Raw genomic sequence first — 17,427 nt, 5'->3', positions numbered from 1 at the left:
TACCAAACCAGGCAATCTGTGTGAGCACTTAACTTCTTCAAGGCTTTTTCATAAGGAGGTGATCCAGCCGCAGGTTCCCCTACGGCTACCTTGTTACGACTTCACCCCAGTCATGAACCACACCGTGGTAAACGCCCTCCCGAAGGTTAAGCTATCTACTTCTGGTGCAGCCCACTCCCATGGTGTGACGGGCGGTGTGTACAAGGCCCGGGAACGTATTCACCGTGGCATTCTGATCCACGATTACTAGCGATTCCGACTTCACGGAGTCGAGTTGCAGACTCCGATCCGGACTACGACGCGCTTTTTGAGATCCGCTTACTATCGCTAGCTTGCTTCCCATTGTACGCGCCATTGTAGCACGTGTGTAGCCCATCCCGTAAGGGCCATGATGACTTGACGTCGTCCCCACCTTCCTCCGGTTTATCACCGGCAGTCTCCACAGAGTTCCCACCATGACGTGCTGGCAACTGAGGATAAGGGTTGCGCTCGTTGCGGGACTTAACCCAACATCTCACAACACGAGCTGACGACAGCCATGCAGCACCTGTCTCAGTGTTCCCGAAGGCACTCTTCTATCTCTAGATGATTCACTGGATGTCAAGGGATGGTAAGGTTCTTCGCGTTGCATCGAATTAAACCACATGCTCCACCGCTTGTGCGGGCCCCCGTCAATTCATTTGAGTTTTAACCTTGCGGCCGTACTCCCGGGCGGTCAACTTAGTGCGTTAGCTGCGTTACTCACATCGTTTATGACACGAACAACTAGTTGACATCGTTTACGGCGTGGACTACCAGGGTATCTAATCCTGTTTGCTCCCCACGCTTTCGTACCTCAGCGTCAGTTTCTGACCAGGTGGCCGCCTTCGCCACCGGTATTCCTTCCAATATCTACGCATTTCACCGCTACACTGGAAATTCTACCACCCTCTTCAGAACTCGAGCCTGCCAGTTCAAAATGCCATTCCAGTGTTGAGCCGGGGATTTCACATCTTGCTTAACAAGCCGCCTACGTACGCTTTACGCCCAGTAATTCCGATTAACGCTTGCACCCTCCGTATTACCGCGGCTGCTGGCACGGAGTTAGCCGGTGCTTCTTCTGTGGCTAACGTCAATCTTGTAGAGTATTAATCTACAAGCCTTCCTCACCACTGAAAGTGCTTTACAACCCGAAGGCCTTCTTCACACACGCGGCATGGCTGCATCAGGGTTTCCCCCATTGTGCAATATTCCCCACTGCTGCCTCCCGTAGGAGTCTGGGCCGTGTCTCAGTCCCAGTGTGGCTGATCATCCTCTCAGAACAGCTAGAGATCGTCGCCTTGGTGGGCCTTTACCCCACCAACTAGCTAATCTCACTTGGGCCTATCTCTAGGTGCAAGGTCCGAAGATCCCCTGCTTTGGTCCGTAGACATTATGCGGTATTAGCCACAGTTTCCCGTGGTTATCCCCCTCCTAAAGGCAAGTTCCCAAGCATTACTCACCCGTCCGCCGCTCGCCGGCAGAGTAGCAAGCTACTCCCCGCTGCCGCTCGACTTGCATGTGTTAGGCCTGCCGCCAGCGTTCAATCTGAGCCATGATCAAACTCTTCAATTTAAAGTGTTTAATCGACCCATTGAATCAATGACTTAATAAAATCTAATTTGTTAAGCACTTTTCCAATCAGTCAGGTGGTCAAGTTAATGACCTTTGTTGCATCCGAAGATGCTTCTCTGCCTGAATCCGGTAAGTGCCCACACAGTTTGCTTGGCTTGGTATATTGTTAAAGAGCGTTCGCTTCGCTTTCGAAGCGGGATGCGTATTTTACGCTTTCCCTGGTTCAGGTCAAGATCCTTTTCGATCTTTTTTTCAGCTTTTACTGAGTTGAACCTTGGTTGATTTCCTACTCGTTATTTGGCGGTTTAACCCTGCCGCTAACTTCTCGGTGACAACGGCGGCGAATTATAAGGATCATATTCAAAGGCGCAAGATCTTTTTTCACTTTTTTGTTTGATCGCTTTTTTTTTAATCACAATGAACGAATTTTATCTATTTATTGTCTATAAACAGTGCTAATGTCTTTGCATAAGCATAAAAACAATAATATTCAGTACTTACATTAAGTACCAATAACAACGGGGTGTGTGCGTGAAAGTCAGTTGCCTATCTATAGCATTAACGAGTTTGATGCTTGCTGCTACAGTTCATCCGACTGTGGCACAGGAGATCAAACCAACCGAACAGCAATTAGTTGCTGGTAAAGATCTAGATCAACAACGGTTGGTAGAAACTTACTCAAGAATGTATCGCTACTATGAACGCCGCAATTTTAACTCCCAACGTTCGGTTCGAATATTATTAAGCAATTACCCGCAACATGTAACTCCTATCTTGGCAGCTGCGTTCGACCGTTATCCTATGCATTACCGGCACATCATGCGCGCTGCAATTCATGCCGAACCAGCCTTTACTAGTGAAATCGTTAGTATTGCGCTGCAACAACAAATAGCTGATCCCGCTGATATCGTAAAAATTGCAGTCGAGGCCGAGCCAAGTTATGCGGACACTATTGTTAACTTAGCGAGCGATAACTCCCCTAGCGCGATTCACGAACTCGTTAAAGTTGCTGTTTTGGTCGAGCCTGCTACCGCTGATACTATTCTCCGTGGTACCAATGTAGAAGACCTGACCCGCTTTGAATTAGTACTGCGTTCATTATTAGATGCAGTACCTACCTTAACTCAGTATCTAAGCCAAACCGTAGCTGACCTTATTGCTGGTGATTCAGCTCAAGAAGAAGTAACTGATTACAGCGAGAGCCAGGAACGAGCACGGGCAGTAGCTTTATTAAGATCTGCACACCGTGCAGGTATTCCGGAAGGAGATCTCGAATTGATTGCTACCAGATACAAGATCGCAGAAACCGAGTATCTCGATTAACCGGTAACTTTAGTGTTTTTTCGGAAATAACCTTAGCAAAAAGCAAACTATAAAATACAAAAAAGCCGAGATGCATAACATCTCGGCTTTTTGTTTAAGTGCTGTATAAACAGAACTTATTCTTCTACTGCAACTTCTTCAGCTTCAGTAGCATCTACTTCTGGACGATCAACTAATTCAACGTAAGCCATTGGTGCGTTGTCGCCAGCGCGGAAGCCACACTTCAAAATACGAGTGTAACCACCAGCGCGTTCTTGATAACGCGGGCCTAATTCGTTAAACAGCTTGCCAACAACTTCTTGATCGCGAGTGCGAGCAAAAGCCAAACGGCGATTTGCAACGCTATCTTGCTTCGCTAATGTGATTAGCGGTTCAATTACACGACGCAATTCTTTTGCTTTAGGCAAAGTGGTTTTAATCACTTCGTGACGAACCAAAGAGCTTGCCATATTGCTGAACATCGCTTTGCGATGGCTGCTGTTGCGGTTGAGTTGACGACCACTCTTACGATGGCGCATACCTATACCCTTCTCAGTAATTCTCTGTAAAAGATGAACTTAGTCGCGATCAACCAAGCTTGCCGGCGGCCAGTTCTCTAGGCGCATGCCTAAAGACAAACCACGTGATGCAAGCACGTCTTTGATCTCGGTGAGCGATTTTTTACCCAAGTTAGGAGTTTTCAACAACTCAACTTCGGTGCGCTGCACTAAGTCACCAATGTACTGAATAGCTTCTGCTTTTAAACAGTTCGCAGAACGCACAGTTAATTCCAAATCGTCTACTGGACGTAGGAGAATCGGATCGAATTCCGGTTTCTCTTCTTTCTCAACAGGCTCGCTAACATCGCGTAATTCAACAAATGCTTCTAGCTGTTGCGCTAGAATTGTTGCTGCACGACGAATCGCTTCTTCTGGATCCAATGTACCATTGGTTTCCATGTCGATAACCAGTTTATCCAAGTCGGTACGCTGCTCAACACGTGCTGAATCAACACTGTAAGCAATACGCTCAACTGGACTGAAAGATGCATCTACTAATAGACGACCGATTGGACGCTCTTCATCGTCAGCAGACTGACGTGCCGAAGCTGGAACGTAACCACGACCACGCTCAACTTTGATCGACATTTCGATCTCAGTGTCACCAGTTAAGGTGCAGATCAGGTGATCAGGGTTAACGATCTGGACATCACCATCATGGGTGATATCACCAGCCTTGACAGGGCCCGCTCCAGATTTTTTCAAGGTCAGAATCGCTTCATCTTTACTTTCCATGACGATTGCTAAACCTTTAAGGTTCAACAAGATCTCGATGATGTCTTCCTGAACGCCCTCTTTAGCACTGTACTCATGTTGTACACCAGCAATTTCTACTTCAGTCACTGCACAACCTGGCATTGACGAAAGTAAAATGCGGCGTAGAGCATTACCCAGCGTGTGGCCGAAACCACGCTCAAGAGGCTCCAACGTCACCTTCGCGTGAGTCGGGCTGATTTGTTCAATATCGACTAGCCTTGGTTTTAGGAATTCGGTAACAGAACCCTGCATTGTGTCCTCTCTTTATACTTAAGCTTTACTTAGAGTAAAGCTCTACGATCAACTGTTCGTTAATTTCAGCAGACAAATCAGAACGCTCTGGAAGACGTTTGAACTGACCTTCCAATTTGCTGTTGTCTACTTCCAACCACACTGGCTTCTCACGTTGTTCAGCAAGTTCCAATGCAGCTGCGATGCGCGCCTGCTTCTTCGCTTTTTCGCGAACTGACACAACATCTTCCGGACGTACTTTAAACGACGGAATGTTGACTACCTGTCCGTTCACTACTACTGCTTTATGGCTTACCAACTGGCGCGCTTCAGCACGAGTTGACGCGAAGCCCATACGGTACACCACGTTATCAAGGCGTTGCTCAAGCAATTGCAGCAGGTTCTCACCAGTGTTGCCCTTAATACGGGCAGCTTCTTTGTAATAGTTACGGAATTGCTTTTCTAATACACCGTACATACGACGTACTTTTTGCTTTTCACGTAACTGTAAACCGTAATCAGACAAACGACCGCGACGAGCGCCGTGCTGACCCGGTGCGCTTTCGAGCTTACATTTCGTATCGATTGCGCGAACGCCGCTTTTCAGGAACAAATCTGTTCCTTCACGACGACTCAGTTTGAGTTTTGGACCCAAATATCTAGCCATGTTCTTTCTCCAACTATCGTATGGCGCCTATTAAACGCGACGTTTCTTAGGCGGACGACAACCGTTGTGAGGAATAGGAGTCACATCAGTAATATTAGTGATGCGATAACCTACAGCGTTCAACGCACGAATCGATGATTCGCGGCCAGGACCTGGGCCCTTAACGAACACTTCAAGGTTTTTCAAACCATATTCCTTTGCCATTTCACCTGCACGCTCAGCTGCAACTTGCGCTGCAAAAGGGGTAGATTTACGTGAACCACGGAAACCTGAGCCACCTGCTGTCGCCCATGACAGGGCATTACCCTGACGATCGGTGATAGTCACAATGGTGTTATTGAAAGATGCATGGATGTGGGCCATGCCATCAGCGACTTGTTTTTTAACGCGCTTACGAGTACGAGTTGGTTGTTTAGCCATTTCTCAACTCCCTACTTCTTAATTGGTTTACGCGGACCTTTACGGGTGCGCGCATTAGTTTTAGTGCGCTGTCCACGTAGAGGCAAGCCACGACGATGACGTAGACCACGGAAACAACCGAGATCCATCAAGCGTTTGATATTCATTGAAACTTCACGGCGAAGATCGCCTTCAACAGTGTATTTTGCTACTGCGTCACGAAGCTCATCTAATTTTTCTTCTGACAAAGAGCCGATTTTGGCATTTTCTTCCATACCGATCGAAGCCAAGATAGCTTTCGAGCGAGTACGGCCGATACCGTAAATCGCAGTAAGGGCAATTACTGCATGCTTATTGTCAGGAACGTTAATGCCAGCGATACGGGCCACTAACACGTCTCCTTTAGTTTATATGGGTCTTACCAGTTGAAAAGCCCGTTAGGATACTCAACCAGACGCCAATTTGCAAACATCTAAAAGCCGCAGCCAAAAATAATTTTTGACTGCGGTCTTCTTCTTCGAATTAACCTTGCCGCTGCTTATGCTTAGGGTCACTGCAAATTACTCGCACAACACCGTTGCGCTTGATAACTTTACAGTTACGGCAGATTTTCTTCACGGAAGCACGAACTTTCATTGCTACACTCCGTAATTATCCAATCTTAACGACCGAAGCCTTTAAGATTAGCTTTCTTCAGGACAGAATCATATTGATGAGACATCAAATGAGTTTGTACCTGCGCCATAAAATCCATGATAACCACGACGATAATCAATAGAGACGTTCCACCAAAATAGAATTGAACGTTCCACGCAATCATCATGAACTCAGGAACCAAACAGACAAAGGTAATGTACAACGCACCTGCAAGGGTCAAACGGGTCATTACTTTATCAATGTATCGTGAGGTTTGCTCACCTGGACGAATACCAGGAATGAACGCACCAGACTTCTTCAAGTTATCTGCTGTCTCGCGAGGGTTGAACACCAACGCGGTATAGAAGAAACAGAAGAATATAATTGCCGCAGCATAAAGCATTACGTAAAGAGGCTGTCCTGGCGATAACGTCAGGGACAACTCTGTTAAGAAGTTTGCTACCGCACCTTCACCTTGGCCAAACCAAGTTGCGATGGTACCTGGGAACAAAATAATGCTTGATGCAAAAATCGGCGGAATTACACCAGCCATGTTAACTTTCAATGGCAAATGTGTACTCTGCGCAGCAAAAACCTTACGGCCTTGCTGACGTTTTGCGTAGTTTACCACAATTCTTCGCTGTCCGCGCTCTACGAAAACAACAAAATAGGTAACTGCAACTACAATAACGCCAATCAGCAATAACAGTAATAAAGGTAAATCACCTTGACGCGCTTGTTCTGCCGTCTGCCCAATGGCTGACGGTAGGCCCGCGACAATACCGGTGAAGATCAGAATAGAGATACCGTTACCAATCCCACGCTCAGTAATTTGTTCACCTAACCACATTAAGAACATGGTACCGGTGACTAAACTTACTACAGCAGTGAAGTAAAATCCGAAGCTTGGATCAATAACTAATCCAGGCATCAGGCTTGGTAAGCCTGTAGCTATACCAATGGATTGGACCGTTGCGAGAATTAACGTTCCCCAACGGGTATATTGGCTGATCTTACGCCGTCCAGCCTCACCTTCTTTTTTCAATTCAGCTAAACGCGGATGAATAACCGACGCTAACTGCATGATAATCGAAGCCGAGATGTACGGCATAATACCAAGTGCAAAAATCGAAGCACGCTCGAGAGCACCACCTGAGAACATGTTAAACATGGCTACGATGGTGTCTCGTTGCTGATCGAATAATTGCGCCAACACAGCGGCATCTATACCAGGAATCGGCACGAAGGAGCCCGCACGGAACACGATTAACGCGCCGATAACAAACAGCAGTCGACGTTTAAGTTCCGACGTGCCACCTTGAGCTCTGTTAGATTCCAATCCTGGTTTAGCCATGTGCCCTATCCTTCGATTTTGCCGCCAGCAGCTTCAATAGCTTCGCGGGCGCCTTTGGTGACCTTGATGCCTTGTACAGTAACTGCACGGTTAATTTCGCCAGACTTAATAACTTTAACGTTAAGAATGTCTTTACGAATTAAACCAGCTTCTTTTAAAGCTGCAACAGTTACGGTATCACCAGCAACTTTAGCGATCTCTGCCAGGTTAACTTCTGCAGTCACGAATGACTTACGTGAAGTAAAACCAAACTTTGGCAAACGACGTTGGATTGGCATTTGGCCACCCTCGAAACCTGGCTTGATAGAGCCACCAGAACGAGAAGTTTGACCTTTATGACCACGTCCACCAGTTTTACCAAGGCCTGAGCCGATACCACGGCCGAGACGCTTCTTGCTAGTTTTCGCACCAGGTGCAGGGGAGATAGTATTCAGAAACATGTCTTAGTCCTCCACCTTTACCATGTAATAAACTTGGTTCACCATGCCACGTACAGCTGGAGTATCTTCCAGCTCTACAGTGTGACCAATACGGCGTAGACCAAGACCACGTAGAGTAGCTTTATGCTTCGGTAAACGACCGATAGAGCTACGCGTCTGCGTTACTTTAATTGTCTTATTCGCCATTGTTCACTACCCCAAAATGTCGTCAACGCGCAATCCACGCTTCGCCGCAACTTGCTCCGGCGATTTCATGTTGTGCAATGCCTTGATAGTGGCACGAACAACGTTGATTGGGTTGGTTGAACCGTATGCTTTTGAAAGCACGTTGTGTACACCGGCTACTTCTAGTACCGCACGCATTGCACCACCGGCAATGATACCTGTACCTTCAGAAGCTGGTTGCATAAATACTTGTGAACCTGAATGACGGCCTTTAACTGGGTGTTGTAAGGTATCACCTTTCAACTGCACGGTTACCATGTTGCGGCGCGCTTTTTCCATTGCTTTTTGAATAGCAGCTGGAACTTCACGTGCTTTACCATAACCGAAACCCACTTTACCTTGACCATCACCAACCACAGTCAGTGCAGTAAAGCTAAAGATACGACCACCTTTAACAACTTTAGCTACACGGTTTACTGTGATCAGCTTTTCTTGCAGGTCACTTTGTTGAGCTTCTACATTTGCATTTGCCATGTTCGTCTCCTAGAACTGAAGTCCAGCTTCACGAGCGGCGTCAGCTAATGCTGCTACACGACCGTGATAACGGAAACCACTGCGATCAAAAGCGACGTTCTTAACGCCTTTTTCAATCGCCCGTTCAGCGATCAGCTTACCCACTGCTTTAGCTGCATCTACGTTACCAGTTGCTTTCAACTCGTCACGTAAAGCTTTTTCAACAGTAGAGGCTGCTGCCAGTACTTCAGAACCGTTCGATGCGATTAGCTGAGCGTAAATGTGCCGTGGTGTACGGTGAACGACCAGGCGGTTTGCACCCAACTCTTGCATTTTCTTACGAGGGCGCGTTGCGCGACGTAAGCGAGCTGTTTTCTTGTCCATCGTTTTACCTTACTTTTTCTTGGCTTCTTTACGGCGCACTTGCTCATCGGCATAACGAACACCTTTACCTTTGTATGGCTCAGGCTTACGGTATGCGCGAATGTTAGCTGCTACTTGACCAACTAACTGCTTGTCTACACCTTTAACGACTATCTCAGTTTGTGCTGGGACTTCGATGGTGATTCCTTGTGGAATCTCGAACTCTACAGGATGAGAGAAGCCCAGAGATAAGTTAAGTTTGCTACCGGCAGTATTTGCACGGTAACCAACACCTACCAACTGTAACTTACGCTCAAAACCTTGCGCAACACCAACCACCATGTTTTGCAGTAACGCGCGTGCTGTACCCGCTTGTGCAGTAGCGTTAGCTACGCCTTCACGAGCAATAGTACGTAAAGTGTTGTCTTCAACAACAACTTCAACTGCGTCGTTTACCACACGGCTCAATGAGCCTTTGGCACCTTTAATTGTCACTTCCTGGCCATTTAGCGTAACTTCAACGCCAGCAGGAATGGCAATAGGTGCTTTAGCAACTCGTGACATTTCCTAACTCCTCGTTAAGCTACGTAACCGATAACTTCACCGCCAAGACCCGCTTTGCGAGCGGCACGGTCGGTCATCAGGCCTTTAGAAGTAGAGACTACTGCGACACCTAAACCACCCATTACTTTAGGTAGTTCGTTGCGTTTCTTATAGATACGCAAACCAGGGCGACTTACGCGCTCGATTGATTCGATAACAGGCTTACCTTCAAAGTATTTCAAAGTAATTTCTAGTTCAGTCTTAACTTCACCAGATACATTGAAATCCGCGATATAACCTTCTTCTTTCAGAACTTGGGCAATAGCCACTTTCTGTTTAGAAGCAGGCATGCGCACGGCGACTTTGTTAGCACCCTGAGCGTTGCGGATGCGAGTGAACATATCCGCAATTGGATCTTGCATGCTCATATTTGCTTTCTCCCGTGACTCGTGGCTTACCAGCTAGCTTTTTTCAAGCCAGGAATTTCACCGCGCATCGCTTTCTCACGTACTTTAATACGGCTCATGCCGAATTTACGTAGGAAACCGTGTGGGCGGCCCGTTACGCGACAGCGGTTACGCTGACGGGTTGGGCTCGAATCACGAGGAAGGCTTTGCAATTTAAGCACGGCTTCCCAACGCTCTTCGTCCGACGTCGCCGGATCGCTGATCACATGTTTAAGTGCGATGCGTTTTTCTGCGTATTTAGCTGCTAGCTTTTGACGCTTCAGCTCACGCATTTTCATTGACTCTTTTGCCATAACTCTACACCTTACTTCTTGAACGGGAAGTTAAAGGCAGCGAGCAAAGCGCGAGCTTCGTCATCAGTGCCTGCAGTAGTGGTGATAGTGATATCCAAACCACGAACCTTATCAACTTTATCAAAGTCGATTTCAGGGAAAATGATTTGTTCACGTACGCCCATACTGTAATTTCCACGACCATCGAAAGATTTCGGGTTCAAACCACGGAAATCACGAACACGAGGAATTGCAATAGAGATTAAACGCTCTAAGAAATCCCACATGCGCTCGCCACGCAGAGTCACTTTACAGCCAATCGGGTAGCCTTCACGGATTTTGAAGCCAGCGACAGATTTACGAGCAACAGTACGTACAGGACGTTGACCAGAAATAGCTTCTAGGTCGCTTACTGCGTTGTCGAGAATCTTTTTGTCTGCCAGAGCTTCACCCACACCCATATTGAGTGTGATTTTTTCAATCCGAGGGACTTGCATGACGCTGTTGTAGCCGAACTGTTTAACCAGTTCAGGAACTACTGATTCTTTGTAAAAATCATGCAGTTTCGCCATCGTAAAACTCCAAATTTAAAATTAAATGATTGCGTTGTTAGACTTGAAGAAACGAACTTTTTTGCCGTCTTCAACTTTAAAACCAACACGATCTGCTTTACCAGTCTCTGGGTTATATACCGCTACGTTAGAAACGTGAACAGGGGCTTCCTGCTCAATAATGCCGCCAGCAACGCCAAGAGCCGGATTTGGCTTCTGGTGTTTCTTAACGATATTAACGCCTTCAACGAATACACGATTTGAACCGGTATCGACTTTCAGCACTTTACCGCGCTTACCTTTGTCTTTACCTGCCAGGACTACTACTTCGTCATCACGTTTAATTTTTGCCGCCATAACTGACTCCTTACAGTACTTCTGGTGCCAGAGAGATAATCTTCATGAATTGCTCAGAGCGTAATTCACGAGTCACTGGTCCAAAGATACGAGTGCCAATCGGTTGTTTGTTGTTGTTTAACAAAACAGCCGCGTTGCGGTCAAAACGGATGACTGACCCGTCTTGACGACGGACGCCTTTCTTGGTGCGAACGACCACCGCATTCACAACATCACCTTTCTTCACTTTACCGCGAGGAATCGCTTCTTTAACAGAAACTTTGATGATATCGCCAATGTTTGCATACCGGCGGTGCGAGCCACCCAGAACCTTAATACATTGTACGCTGCGGGCGCCCGAGTTATCGGCCACTTCCAGTGTAGTTTGCATTTGGATCATTGCAGTGCTCCGCTTGATTAATAAAACAGACTCTCTCGAGCCACTGTTTTTACCCTAATGTACCTTACTTCTCAATTCGAGAAATAAAGACTTTCCCCCATAAAAAGGGCGGCGAATTGTAACAGATAAAATTCGTATATGGTAGTGCGATATGAGAAATAATTAATGGGGATAAGATTTCAGGTCATCTAGGAGATCGAAGCGCTATCAAACAGTTCGTAACCAGTGCGAGCAAAACCATCAACTTGGCTTTTGTTTTTCTCGCAATGGTGAGTAGCTTAACCCATCCTGAATATTTTTTCATCAAAATAGCTCTGCTTATTTATGAGTTCAAAGCACTCATTAAACAGCCGAAAGTGCGGCATCGCCGATAGTTTAGCTGTTGGCAAGCCTACTACTCTAGTGGTAAATTCAATCTCAATAACGCAATACGACAGATAAAATTCAGTCACTTGGATAAGGTACTTATGACTTTAGCAGCTATTGTTTTACTGCCGTTTATTGGGGCATCGATTCCCCTAATCTTGCGCCAGCGTGGGCGCGCTAGCATAAGCGTAGCCAGCGCTTCAGTCACCCTTGTGGCATTAGTATTGCTAGCTACATTAGCCATGCAGACCTTGAACGGAGCTGTACCCTCATTCTTTCTAAACTGGTTACCAAACATTGGTTTAGACTTTTCCTTACGTTTAGATGGCCTCTCGTTACTGTTTGCGACACTAATCCTTGGTATCGGGCTATTAATCATCATTTATGCCCATTACTACCTCAGCGCTAAAGATGACAGCGCCAAATTCTTTGCCAGCCTGATGCTATTTATGGGCTCGATGCTTGGCATTGTGACAGCCAATAACCTGATCCTACTTTGGTTATTTTGGGAACTAACTAGCATTTCATCGTTTTTATTGATTGGCTTTTGGTCGCATCAAAGCACTGCCCGACGTGGTGCACGCATGGCCTTAGCTATTACTGGCGGCGGTGGCCTCGCGTTACTCGCCGGGATTTTACTAATCGGCAATATTGCCGGTAGTTACGAACTCGATCAAGTGATTGCCGCTGCTGATCAAATTCGTGCTCATAGCTTGTATCTTCCGGCGCTGCTTTTGGTTTTGCTGGGGGCCTTTACTAAATCAGCACAGTTTCCGTTCCAGTTTTGGTTGCCGCATGCAATGGCAGCGCCAACACCCGTGAGTGCCTACTTACACTCAGCAACTATGGTCAAAGCAGGTATCTTTTTACTAGCCCGTTTGTTCCCCGTGCTTGGTGGTACTCACGAATGGTTCACCATAGTCACCTTAACAGGTCTTGCTACTATGTTGTTCGGAGCCTACTTCGCCCTCTTCAAGTCGGACTTAAAAGGGCTACTAGCTTTTTCTACGATCAGCCATCTCGGTTTAATTACGATGCTATTGGGACTAGGCACCAGCGGAGCGATTTTTGCTGCTTTATTCCATATTTTAAATCATGCCACCTTTAAAGCCGGCCTGTTTATGATTGCTGGCATCATTGACCATGAAACTGGCACTCGTGACATGCGTAAACTAAGCGGCTTAAGAAAGTTTATGCCGGTGACCATGGTATTGGCGATAATCACTTCCGCGGCAATGGCTGGGGTACCGCTGTTTAACGGGTTTTTATCGAAAGAACTCATGTTTATGGAGAGCTATGAGCAGCAATTGTTTGGCGCATTGTCCTGGTTTGTACCCGTGTTAGTTACCCTGGGTGCGATGTTATCAGTCGCCTATTCGATTCGGTTTGTACATGACGTCTTTTTTGATGGTGAGCCAGTAAAACTCACCGTTACTCCACACGAGCCGCCGTTAATGATGCGGGTACCGGTTATTATTTTAGCAGCCTTGTGTGTGTTGGTTGGGTTGCTACCCATGTTATTTGTTCCCAACTTTTTACAGCCCGCAGTAGATTTACTCGCACCGAGCCCACTCACCATAAAAATAGCTCTGTGGCACGGTTTTAACATACCGTTACTCATGAGTGTGCTAGCACTGGTAGGTGGAGCCGCAATCTACATTCAACGGGCTGAACTCTTTAGTTTTAACCGACAATTTGATCATCGCGATGCCAAAGAAACCTTTGCCTATATCGTCAGTAGCGTTACTGCGTTTTCGGATCGCCTGATACAACGAATTGAAACTGGGTCGCTGCAAAGGTACATGGCCGCACTGCTATTACTCTGTATTCTTTTCGTTATCCCAGAATTAGCTAAGATAGATGCATTAACTGGTACCCGAGCACAATTACCGATTGACTCCGTAAGCTTAGTGGGGGCAATCATTATCATCCTTACAGCGATTGGTACCGCAGCCTTTCATCATATGCGCTTGACCTCGCTGATGATGTTATCGGTGGTAGGCTTGATGGTGTCCTTGGTATTTATTCACTTTTCAGCTCCTGATTTAGCTATGACCCAACTGGTAGTAGAAGTGGTTAGTATCATTTTGATGATTTTAGCCCTCTTCTTCATGCCTCAAAAAACGCCTAAAGCATCTAGCGGGCGTCGTGTAGCGCGGGATGTTTTATTAGCTGGCTTTATTGGTGGGATTGTCGGTACGCTTAATTACGCGCTACTGACACGACCTCTCTCGTCCATTTCAGACTTCTTCTTAGTTAATGCCAAACCCGGTGGCGGCGGTACTAACGTGGTGAATGTCATTCTGGTCGACTTCCGGGGTTTTGATACCCTCGGTGAAATTACCGTGTTAGCCATAGCAGCTGCTGGCATTCACAAGCTACTCAATAACCTGCGGCCCTTTATGCCATCGAGTGACATTGATGGGCGTCCATGGCATCGGGTCAAACATCCCTTATTAGTGCAGACAGTCGCACAAGCCTTATTACCCTTAGCTCTGATGGTATCTGCTTATATTTTCCTGCGCGGTCATAACTTACCTGGTGGTGGCTTTATCGCGGGTTTGATTACTTCTGCAGCGATGATTTTGCAGTACATGGCGAATGGTGTGGACTGGGTAAAACATCGATTTGATTATAATTACCAAACCTTAGCCTCAGTTGGGGTGATGATTGCCCTATTCACCGGCATTGGCAGTTGGTTCTTCGGTGCTAACTTCCTCACCTCGTGGTTTACCTACTTAGATTGGCCGGTTGTCGGCAAGTTTGAAATCGCCACGGCCATTCTTTTCGATCTCGGCGTCTACCTAACTGTTATCGGTGCGACCTTGATGATTCTTGCTAATTTCGGACAAATGACAACCAGACACAGACCACGTCAGGAGGGTAACTAAATGGAAGCACTGTATGCAATTACCGTAGGCATGCTCACGGCTTGCAGCGTCTATTTAATCTTACGTGGCCGCTCTTTTCCGATCGTAATAGGTATCACCATGCTGTCCTATGCGGTTAACTTATTTCTATTTTCGACTGGACGCTTAGTGATAAACCAAATTCCTATTATCGGTGCAGCGGATCAATACACAGACCCGCTTCCACAAGCTTTGGTGTTAACCGCCATAGTGATAGGTTTTGCAATGACCGCCTACTCCATTATTTTGGCGGTAAGGGTTCGTGGTGAATGGGGTTCTGATGAAGTAAATGACACTAGCCCCAACGATGGGGAGGGCAATCGCTAATGCTTGTTTCTGCTCATTTAGTTATTTTGCCAATCATACTGCCCATGCTGGCGGCGTTACTGCAATTATTGCCATGGGGAGCCCAACCTCAGCGTTATCGGCGCGCCATCGGTATTCTAGCCTCGATGCTAGCCGTATTACTGTCAATTCAACTGCTAATTGCAGTTGACCAAGGGCCGCTGGTCTATGCTCTAGGCAATTGGCAGGCACCGTTTGGCATTGTCTTAGTGGCTGACAAATTATCAGCATTAATGATCTTACTGACGAATTTATTGGCGTTACCGGTATTGATCTACTCCTGCTATGGCGAAGATAACCTAGGCTCGCACTTTCAAGCGTTGTTTCAATTTCAATTACTAGGAATCATTGGGGCATTCTTGACGGGCGACTTATTTAACTTGTTCGTATTTTTTGAAGTTCTGCTGATCTCTAGTTATGCCTTATTAATGCATGGTGGCGGCAAGTTGAAGCTTCGTGCAACCTTACATTATGTGTTGTTGAATTTAGCCGGGTCAGCAGTTTTCCTGATTAGCCTTGGGGTTCTGTATGGTATTACCGGTACCCTAAACATGGCTGATATGGCTAATAAAGTTGCGCTTCTGACTGGTGATGACGCCACTATTGCCCGAGCTGGAGGCATGTTATTACTGGTTGTGTTTGGCTTGAAAGCGGCTCTGTTACCGCTCTATTTTTGGCTACCCCAAGCCTATGCCACCACAACGGGTGCAGTTGCAGCTCTGTTTGCGATTATGACCAAAGTGGGCGTGTACTCAATTATCCGAGTCTTTACCCTAATCTTTGGCGTCGATGCGGGTGCTGCTAGCCTACTCGGCTATGATTGGCTCTGGTGGCTAGGTTTAGCCACGCTGGGCATAGGTGCCATTGGAGTTTTAGGTAGTCGCGACCTACGTGCCGTGATTGCTTATCTGGTAGTAATCTCTATCGGTACCATGCTCACCACATTCAGCATGAACAGTGAACGAGCCATTAGCGCAGTCATGTTCTATATGCTGCATTCGACCCTCATCACTGGCGCACTCTTTTTACTCACGGATGTGGTGGCGGAGCAGCGCGGAAAAACCGCTTCCCGTATTGTGAAAGGGCGCAAGATGGCGCAGCACGGTACGCTCGGGATGATGTTCTTTATTGCGGCTATAGCCGTTATAGGAATGCCGCCATTCTCAGGTTTTATTGGTAAGCTATTTATTCTTGAAGCCGCACGCACAGGTGCCCAAGTTGCGCTATTGTGGCCGTTAGTACTTGGCAGTACCTTCTTGATGATGATTGCACTTTCACGCGCGGGTAGCAGAATGTTTTGGCATACTTTGGATGGCAAACCTGGTGAGGTTCGCCACCCGACCGGGCAATTAACTGCAATAACGCTGTTGCTAGCCACTATTGTTGGGTTAACGATTTTTGCCAACCCGGTTAGCAGTTATACCCAAGCTATAGCGAACGATTTAGTTCATCCCAGTGCATATAAAAATGCAGTACTAGGAACGGGAGTTAGCGATGTTAAATAAAATCTTTCCGGCCCCTAGACTATCCCTATTTCTATTGGTCTTTTGGTTACTATTACAGAACTCCATCTCATCAGGATTAGTGGTTTTAGGTGCGGTACTTGCGCTCTTGATTCCGCTTTATACCCACCGAGGGCGAGACTTTGCCACTAAAATTCATCGGCCGCTGAAAGCCGTTGAGTATTTTCTAGTGCTGTTAGTGGACATTATTCTTTCTAATTTTAATATCGCCGCAATCATCTTGCTGCCACGCCGACGGATACAGCCGGCGCTTTTTGAATACCCACTTGAGATAACTGGCGAGGTCCCTATTACCGTACTCGCCAGTACCATTAGCTTGACCCCTGGCACCATCACCGCCGAGATTCGTCGTGATGGACGGGCCTTGCTCATTCATGCGCTCAACGTAGCTGATCACGAAGCTATGATTCAGCAAATAAAAACTCGCTACGAAATGCGCCTCAAGGAGATTTTCAAATGCTAACTATTGCTGTTCAAATAGCTTTTGCGCTCTTTTGTTTAGCATTATTGCTAAACGTGTGGAGATTATTTCACGGCCCAGATCTAGCCGACCGCATTCTAGCCTTAGATACCATCTACATTAATTCTCTGGCGCTTTTGATTTTGTTAGGGATTTGGCATCACACCACGGCTTATTTTGAAGCAGCCCTGCTGATTGCCATGTTGGGCTTTATTGGTACGGTAGCGGCAGCGAAGTTCCTGCTGCGTGGCGACATTATTGAATAACGAGGTAGAC

Annotated in this window: 23 protein-coding genes and 1 rRNA gene; 6 read left to right on the top strand and 18 right to left on the bottom strand. The window is 46.7% G+C overall.

Features of this window, described 5'->3' with window-relative positions:
• Positions 1-51: 51 nt before the first annotated feature.
• A 16S ribosomal RNA gene (locus KGF88_RS01705) occupies positions 52-1,593 on the bottom strand.
• Positions 1,594-2,163: 570 nt separating this feature from the next.
• On the opposite strand from KGF88_RS01705, the gene KGF88_RS01700 reads away from it, so the two are divergent.
• Positions 2,164-2,916, top strand: coding sequence for a hypothetical protein (locus KGF88_RS01700; protein WP_153826365.1), 753 nt, complete (start codon positions 2,164-2,166; stop codon positions 2,914-2,916).
• Between the two features lie 116 nt (positions 2,917-3,032).
• Here the strand turns inward: KGF88_RS01700 and rplQ are convergent, their stop codons facing one another.
• The 17 genes from rplQ to rplN form a co-directional block, all read right to left on the bottom strand.
• Positions 3,033-3,434: a 50S ribosomal protein L17 gene (gene rplQ, locus KGF88_RS01695; RefSeq protein ID WP_110076608.1), complete on the bottom strand. Its 402-nt coding sequence runs from the start codon at positions 3,432-3,434 to the stop codon at positions 3,033-3,035.
• Positions 3,435-3,473: 39 nt separating this feature from the next.
• The gene (locus KGF88_RS01690; protein ID WP_110076607.1) at positions 3,474-4,463 is read right to left on the bottom strand and encodes a DNA-directed RNA polymerase subunit alpha; all 990 of its coding nucleotides are present in this window, start codon (positions 4,461-4,463) and stop codon (positions 3,474-3,476) included.
• A gap of 25 nt (positions 4,464-4,488) precedes the next feature.
• Complete coding sequence (rpsD, locus tag KGF88_RS01685; RefSeq protein WP_110076606.1) at positions 4,489-5,109, bottom strand: 30S ribosomal protein S4; 621 nt, start codon at positions 5,107-5,109, stop codon at positions 4,489-4,491.
• Positions 5,110-5,139: 30 nt separating this feature from the next.
• Positions 5,140-5,529 (bottom strand): 30S ribosomal protein S11, encoded by a 390-nt coding sequence (gene rpsK, locus KGF88_RS01680; RefSeq protein ID WP_026861007.1) that lies wholly within the window; start codon positions 5,527-5,529, stop codon positions 5,140-5,142.
• 11 nt (positions 5,530-5,540) lie between these two features.
• Complete coding sequence (gene rpsM, locus KGF88_RS01675; protein ID WP_110076605.1) at positions 5,541-5,897, bottom strand: 30S ribosomal protein S13; 357 nt, start codon at positions 5,895-5,897, stop codon at positions 5,541-5,543.
• A 133-nt stretch (positions 5,898-6,030) separates the two neighbouring features.
• Positions 6,031-6,144, bottom strand: a complete 114-nt coding sequence (gene rpmJ, locus KGF88_RS01670; protein ID WP_055439830.1) for a 50S ribosomal protein L36 — start codon at positions 6,142-6,144, stop codon at positions 6,031-6,033.
• Between the two features lie 25 nt (positions 6,145-6,169).
• Positions 6,170-7,498 carry a preprotein translocase subunit SecY gene (gene secY, locus KGF88_RS01665; protein ID WP_153826364.1) on the bottom strand — a complete coding sequence of 443 codons (1,329 nt, stop codon included), beginning with the start codon at positions 7,496-7,498 and terminating at the stop codon, positions 6,170-6,172.
• Positions 7,499-7,503: 5 nt separating this feature from the next.
• Entirely contained in the window at positions 7,504-7,938 is a 435-nt protein-coding gene (gene rplO / locus KGF88_RS01660; RefSeq protein ID WP_110076603.1) for a 50S ribosomal protein L15, read from the bottom strand.
• 3 nt (positions 7,939-7,941) lie between these two features.
• Positions 7,942-8,124 carry a 50S ribosomal protein L30 gene (gene rpmD / locus KGF88_RS01655; RefSeq protein WP_110076602.1) on the bottom strand — a complete coding sequence of 61 codons (183 nt, stop codon included), beginning with the start codon at positions 8,122-8,124 and terminating at the stop codon, positions 7,942-7,944.
• 6 nt (positions 8,125-8,130) lie between these two features.
• Positions 8,131-8,637, bottom strand: a complete 507-nt coding sequence (gene rpsE, locus KGF88_RS01650; RefSeq protein ID WP_110076601.1) for a 30S ribosomal protein S5 — start codon at positions 8,635-8,637, stop codon at positions 8,131-8,133.
• A 9-nt stretch (positions 8,638-8,646) separates the two neighbouring features.
• A complete protein-coding gene (gene rplR, locus KGF88_RS01645) occupies positions 8,647-9,000 on the bottom strand; it encodes a 50S ribosomal protein L18 (protein ID WP_110076600.1) in 354 nt (117 codons plus the stop codon).
• 9 nt (positions 9,001-9,009) lie between these two features.
• Positions 9,010-9,543, bottom strand: coding sequence for a 50S ribosomal protein L6 (gene rplF / locus KGF88_RS01640; RefSeq protein WP_110076599.1), 534 nt, complete (start codon positions 9,541-9,543; stop codon positions 9,010-9,012).
• A 14-nt stretch (positions 9,544-9,557) separates the two neighbouring features.
• Positions 9,558-9,950 (bottom strand): 30S ribosomal protein S8, encoded by a 393-nt coding sequence (gene rpsH / locus KGF88_RS01635; RefSeq protein WP_110076598.1) that lies wholly within the window; start codon positions 9,948-9,950, stop codon positions 9,558-9,560.
• A gap of 26 nt (positions 9,951-9,976) precedes the next feature.
• On the bottom strand, positions 9,977-10,282 hold the full coding sequence (gene rpsN, locus KGF88_RS01630; RefSeq protein ID WP_110076597.1) for a 30S ribosomal protein S14: 306 nt from the start codon (positions 10,280-10,282) through the stop codon (positions 9,977-9,979).
• Between the two features lie 11 nt (positions 10,283-10,293).
• A complete protein-coding gene (rplE, locus tag KGF88_RS01625) occupies positions 10,294-10,833 on the bottom strand; it encodes a 50S ribosomal protein L5 (protein ID WP_153826363.1) in 540 nt (179 codons plus the stop codon).
• A gap of 21 nt (positions 10,834-10,854) precedes the next feature.
• Positions 10,855-11,169, bottom strand: a complete 315-nt coding sequence (rplX, locus tag KGF88_RS01620; protein ID WP_110076595.1) for a 50S ribosomal protein L24 — start codon at positions 11,167-11,169, stop codon at positions 10,855-10,857.
• Between the two features lie 10 nt (positions 11,170-11,179).
• A complete protein-coding gene (rplN, locus tag KGF88_RS01615) occupies positions 11,180-11,548 on the bottom strand; it encodes a 50S ribosomal protein L14 (protein WP_092593899.1) in 369 nt (122 codons plus the stop codon).
• A 467-nt stretch (positions 11,549-12,015) separates the two neighbouring features.
• On the opposite strand from rplN, the gene KGF88_RS01610 reads away from it, so the two are divergent.
• The 5 genes from KGF88_RS01610 to KGF88_RS01590 are packed head-to-tail and all read left to right on the top strand — an operon-like array spanning position 12,016 to position 17,417.
• Positions 12,016-14,805 carry a monovalent cation/H+ antiporter subunit A gene (locus KGF88_RS01610; RefSeq protein ID WP_153826362.1) on the top strand — a complete coding sequence of 930 codons (2,790 nt, stop codon included), beginning with the start codon at positions 12,016-12,018 and terminating at the stop codon, positions 14,803-14,805.
• Positions 14,806-15,150, top strand: coding sequence for a Na+/H+ antiporter subunit C (locus KGF88_RS01605; protein ID WP_110076593.1), 345 nt, complete (start codon positions 14,806-14,808; stop codon positions 15,148-15,150). It begins immediately after the preceding gene.
• Positions 15,150-16,673: a monovalent cation/H+ antiporter subunit D gene (locus KGF88_RS01600; protein ID WP_110076592.1), complete on the top strand. Its 1,524-nt coding sequence runs from the start codon at positions 15,150-15,152 to the stop codon at positions 16,671-16,673. The genes KGF88_RS01605 and KGF88_RS01600 overlap by 1 nt, the downstream gene beginning before the upstream one ends.
• Positions 16,663-17,154, top strand: coding sequence for a Na+/H+ antiporter subunit E (locus KGF88_RS01595; protein ID WP_153826361.1), 492 nt, complete (start codon positions 16,663-16,665; stop codon positions 17,152-17,154). The genes KGF88_RS01600 and KGF88_RS01595 overlap by 11 nt, the downstream gene beginning before the upstream one ends.
• Positions 17,148-17,417, top strand: a complete 270-nt coding sequence (locus KGF88_RS01590) for a K+/H+ antiporter subunit F (protein ID WP_110076590.1) — start codon at positions 17,148-17,150, stop codon at positions 17,415-17,417. Before KGF88_RS01595 ends, KGF88_RS01590 begins: the two co-directional genes overlap by 7 nt.
• Positions 17,418-17,427 lie beyond the last annotated feature (10 nt).

The sequence above is a fragment of the Idiomarina loihiensis genome, from assembly GCF_024584785.1.
GTDB lineage: Bacteria > Pseudomonadota > Gammaproteobacteria > Enterobacterales > Alteromonadaceae > Pseudidiomarina > Pseudidiomarina fusca.
Note: the sequence above shows the minus strand (reverse complement) of the source record. Positions and strands in the feature narration are given on the sequence as shown.

Bases quoted from the DNA above. Each gene is read 5' to 3' on its own strand.
- KGF88_RS01700 (WP_153826365.1), top strand. From the start codon at position 2,164: ATGCTTGCTGCTACAGTTCATCCGACTGTGGCACAGGAGATCAAACCA.
- rplQ (WP_110076608.1), bottom strand. From the start codon at position 3,434: ATGCGCCATCGTAAGAGTGGTCGTCAACTCAACCGCAACAGCAGCCAT.
- KGF88_RS01690 (WP_110076607.1), bottom strand. From the start codon at position 4,463: ATGCAGGGTTCTGTTACCGAATTCCTAAAACCAAGGCTAGTCGATATT.
- rpsD (WP_110076606.1), bottom strand. From the start codon at position 5,109: ATGGCTAGATATTTGGGTCCAAAACTCAAACTGAGTCGTCGTGAAGGA.
- rpsK (WP_026861007.1), bottom strand. From the start codon at position 5,529: ATGGCTAAACAACCAACTCGTACTCGTAAGCGCGTTAAAAAACAAGTC.
- rpmJ (WP_055439830.1), bottom strand. From the start codon at position 6,144: ATGAAAGTTCGTGCTTCCGTGAAGAAAATCTGCCGTAACTGTAAAGTT.
- secY (WP_153826364.1), bottom strand. From the start codon at position 7,498: ATGGCTAAACCAGGATTGGAATCTAACAGAGCTCAAGGTGGCACGTCG.
- rplO (WP_110076603.1), bottom strand. From the start codon at position 7,938: ATGTTTCTGAATACTATCTCCCCTGCACCTGGTGCGAAAACTAGCAAG.
- rpmD (WP_110076602.1), bottom strand. From the start codon at position 8,124: ATGGCGAATAAGACAATTAAAGTAACGCAGACGCGTAGCTCTATCGGT.
- rpsE (WP_110076601.1), bottom strand. From the start codon at position 8,637: ATGGCAAATGCAAATGTAGAAGCTCAACAAAGTGACCTGCAAGAAAAG.
- rplR (WP_110076600.1), bottom strand. From the start codon at position 9,000: ATGGACAAGAAAACAGCTCGCTTACGTCGCGCAACGCGCCCTCGTAAG.
- rplF (WP_110076599.1), bottom strand. From the start codon at position 9,543: ATGTCACGAGTTGCTAAAGCACCTATTGCCATTCCTGCTGGCGTTGAA.
- rpsH (WP_110076598.1), bottom strand. From the start codon at position 9,950: ATGAGCATGCAAGATCCAATTGCGGATATGTTCACTCGCATCCGCAAC.
- rpsN (WP_110076597.1), bottom strand. From the start codon at position 10,282: ATGGCAAAAGAGTCAATGAAAATGCGTGAGCTGAAGCGTCAAAAGCTA.
- rplE (WP_153826363.1), bottom strand. From the start codon at position 10,833: ATGGCGAAACTGCATGATTTTTACAAAGAATCAGTAGTTCCTGAACTG.
- rplX (WP_110076595.1), bottom strand. From the start codon at position 11,169: ATGGCGGCAAAAATTAAACGTGATGACGAAGTAGTAGTCCTGGCAGGT.
- rplN (WP_092593899.1), bottom strand. From the start codon at position 11,548: ATGATCCAAATGCAAACTACACTGGAAGTGGCCGATAACTCGGGCGCC.
- KGF88_RS01610 (WP_153826362.1), top strand. From the start codon at position 12,016: ATGACTTTAGCAGCTATTGTTTTACTGCCGTTTATTGGGGCATCGATT.
- KGF88_RS01605 (WP_110076593.1), top strand. From the start codon at position 14,806: ATGGAAGCACTGTATGCAATTACCGTAGGCATGCTCACGGCTTGCAGC.
- KGF88_RS01600 (WP_110076592.1), top strand. From the start codon at position 15,150: ATGCTTGTTTCTGCTCATTTAGTTATTTTGCCAATCATACTGCCCATG.
- KGF88_RS01595 (WP_153826361.1), top strand. From the start codon at position 16,663: ATGTTAAATAAAATCTTTCCGGCCCCTAGACTATCCCTATTTCTATTG.
- KGF88_RS01590 (WP_110076590.1), top strand. From the start codon at position 17,148: ATGCTAACTATTGCTGTTCAAATAGCTTTTGCGCTCTTTTGTTTAGCA.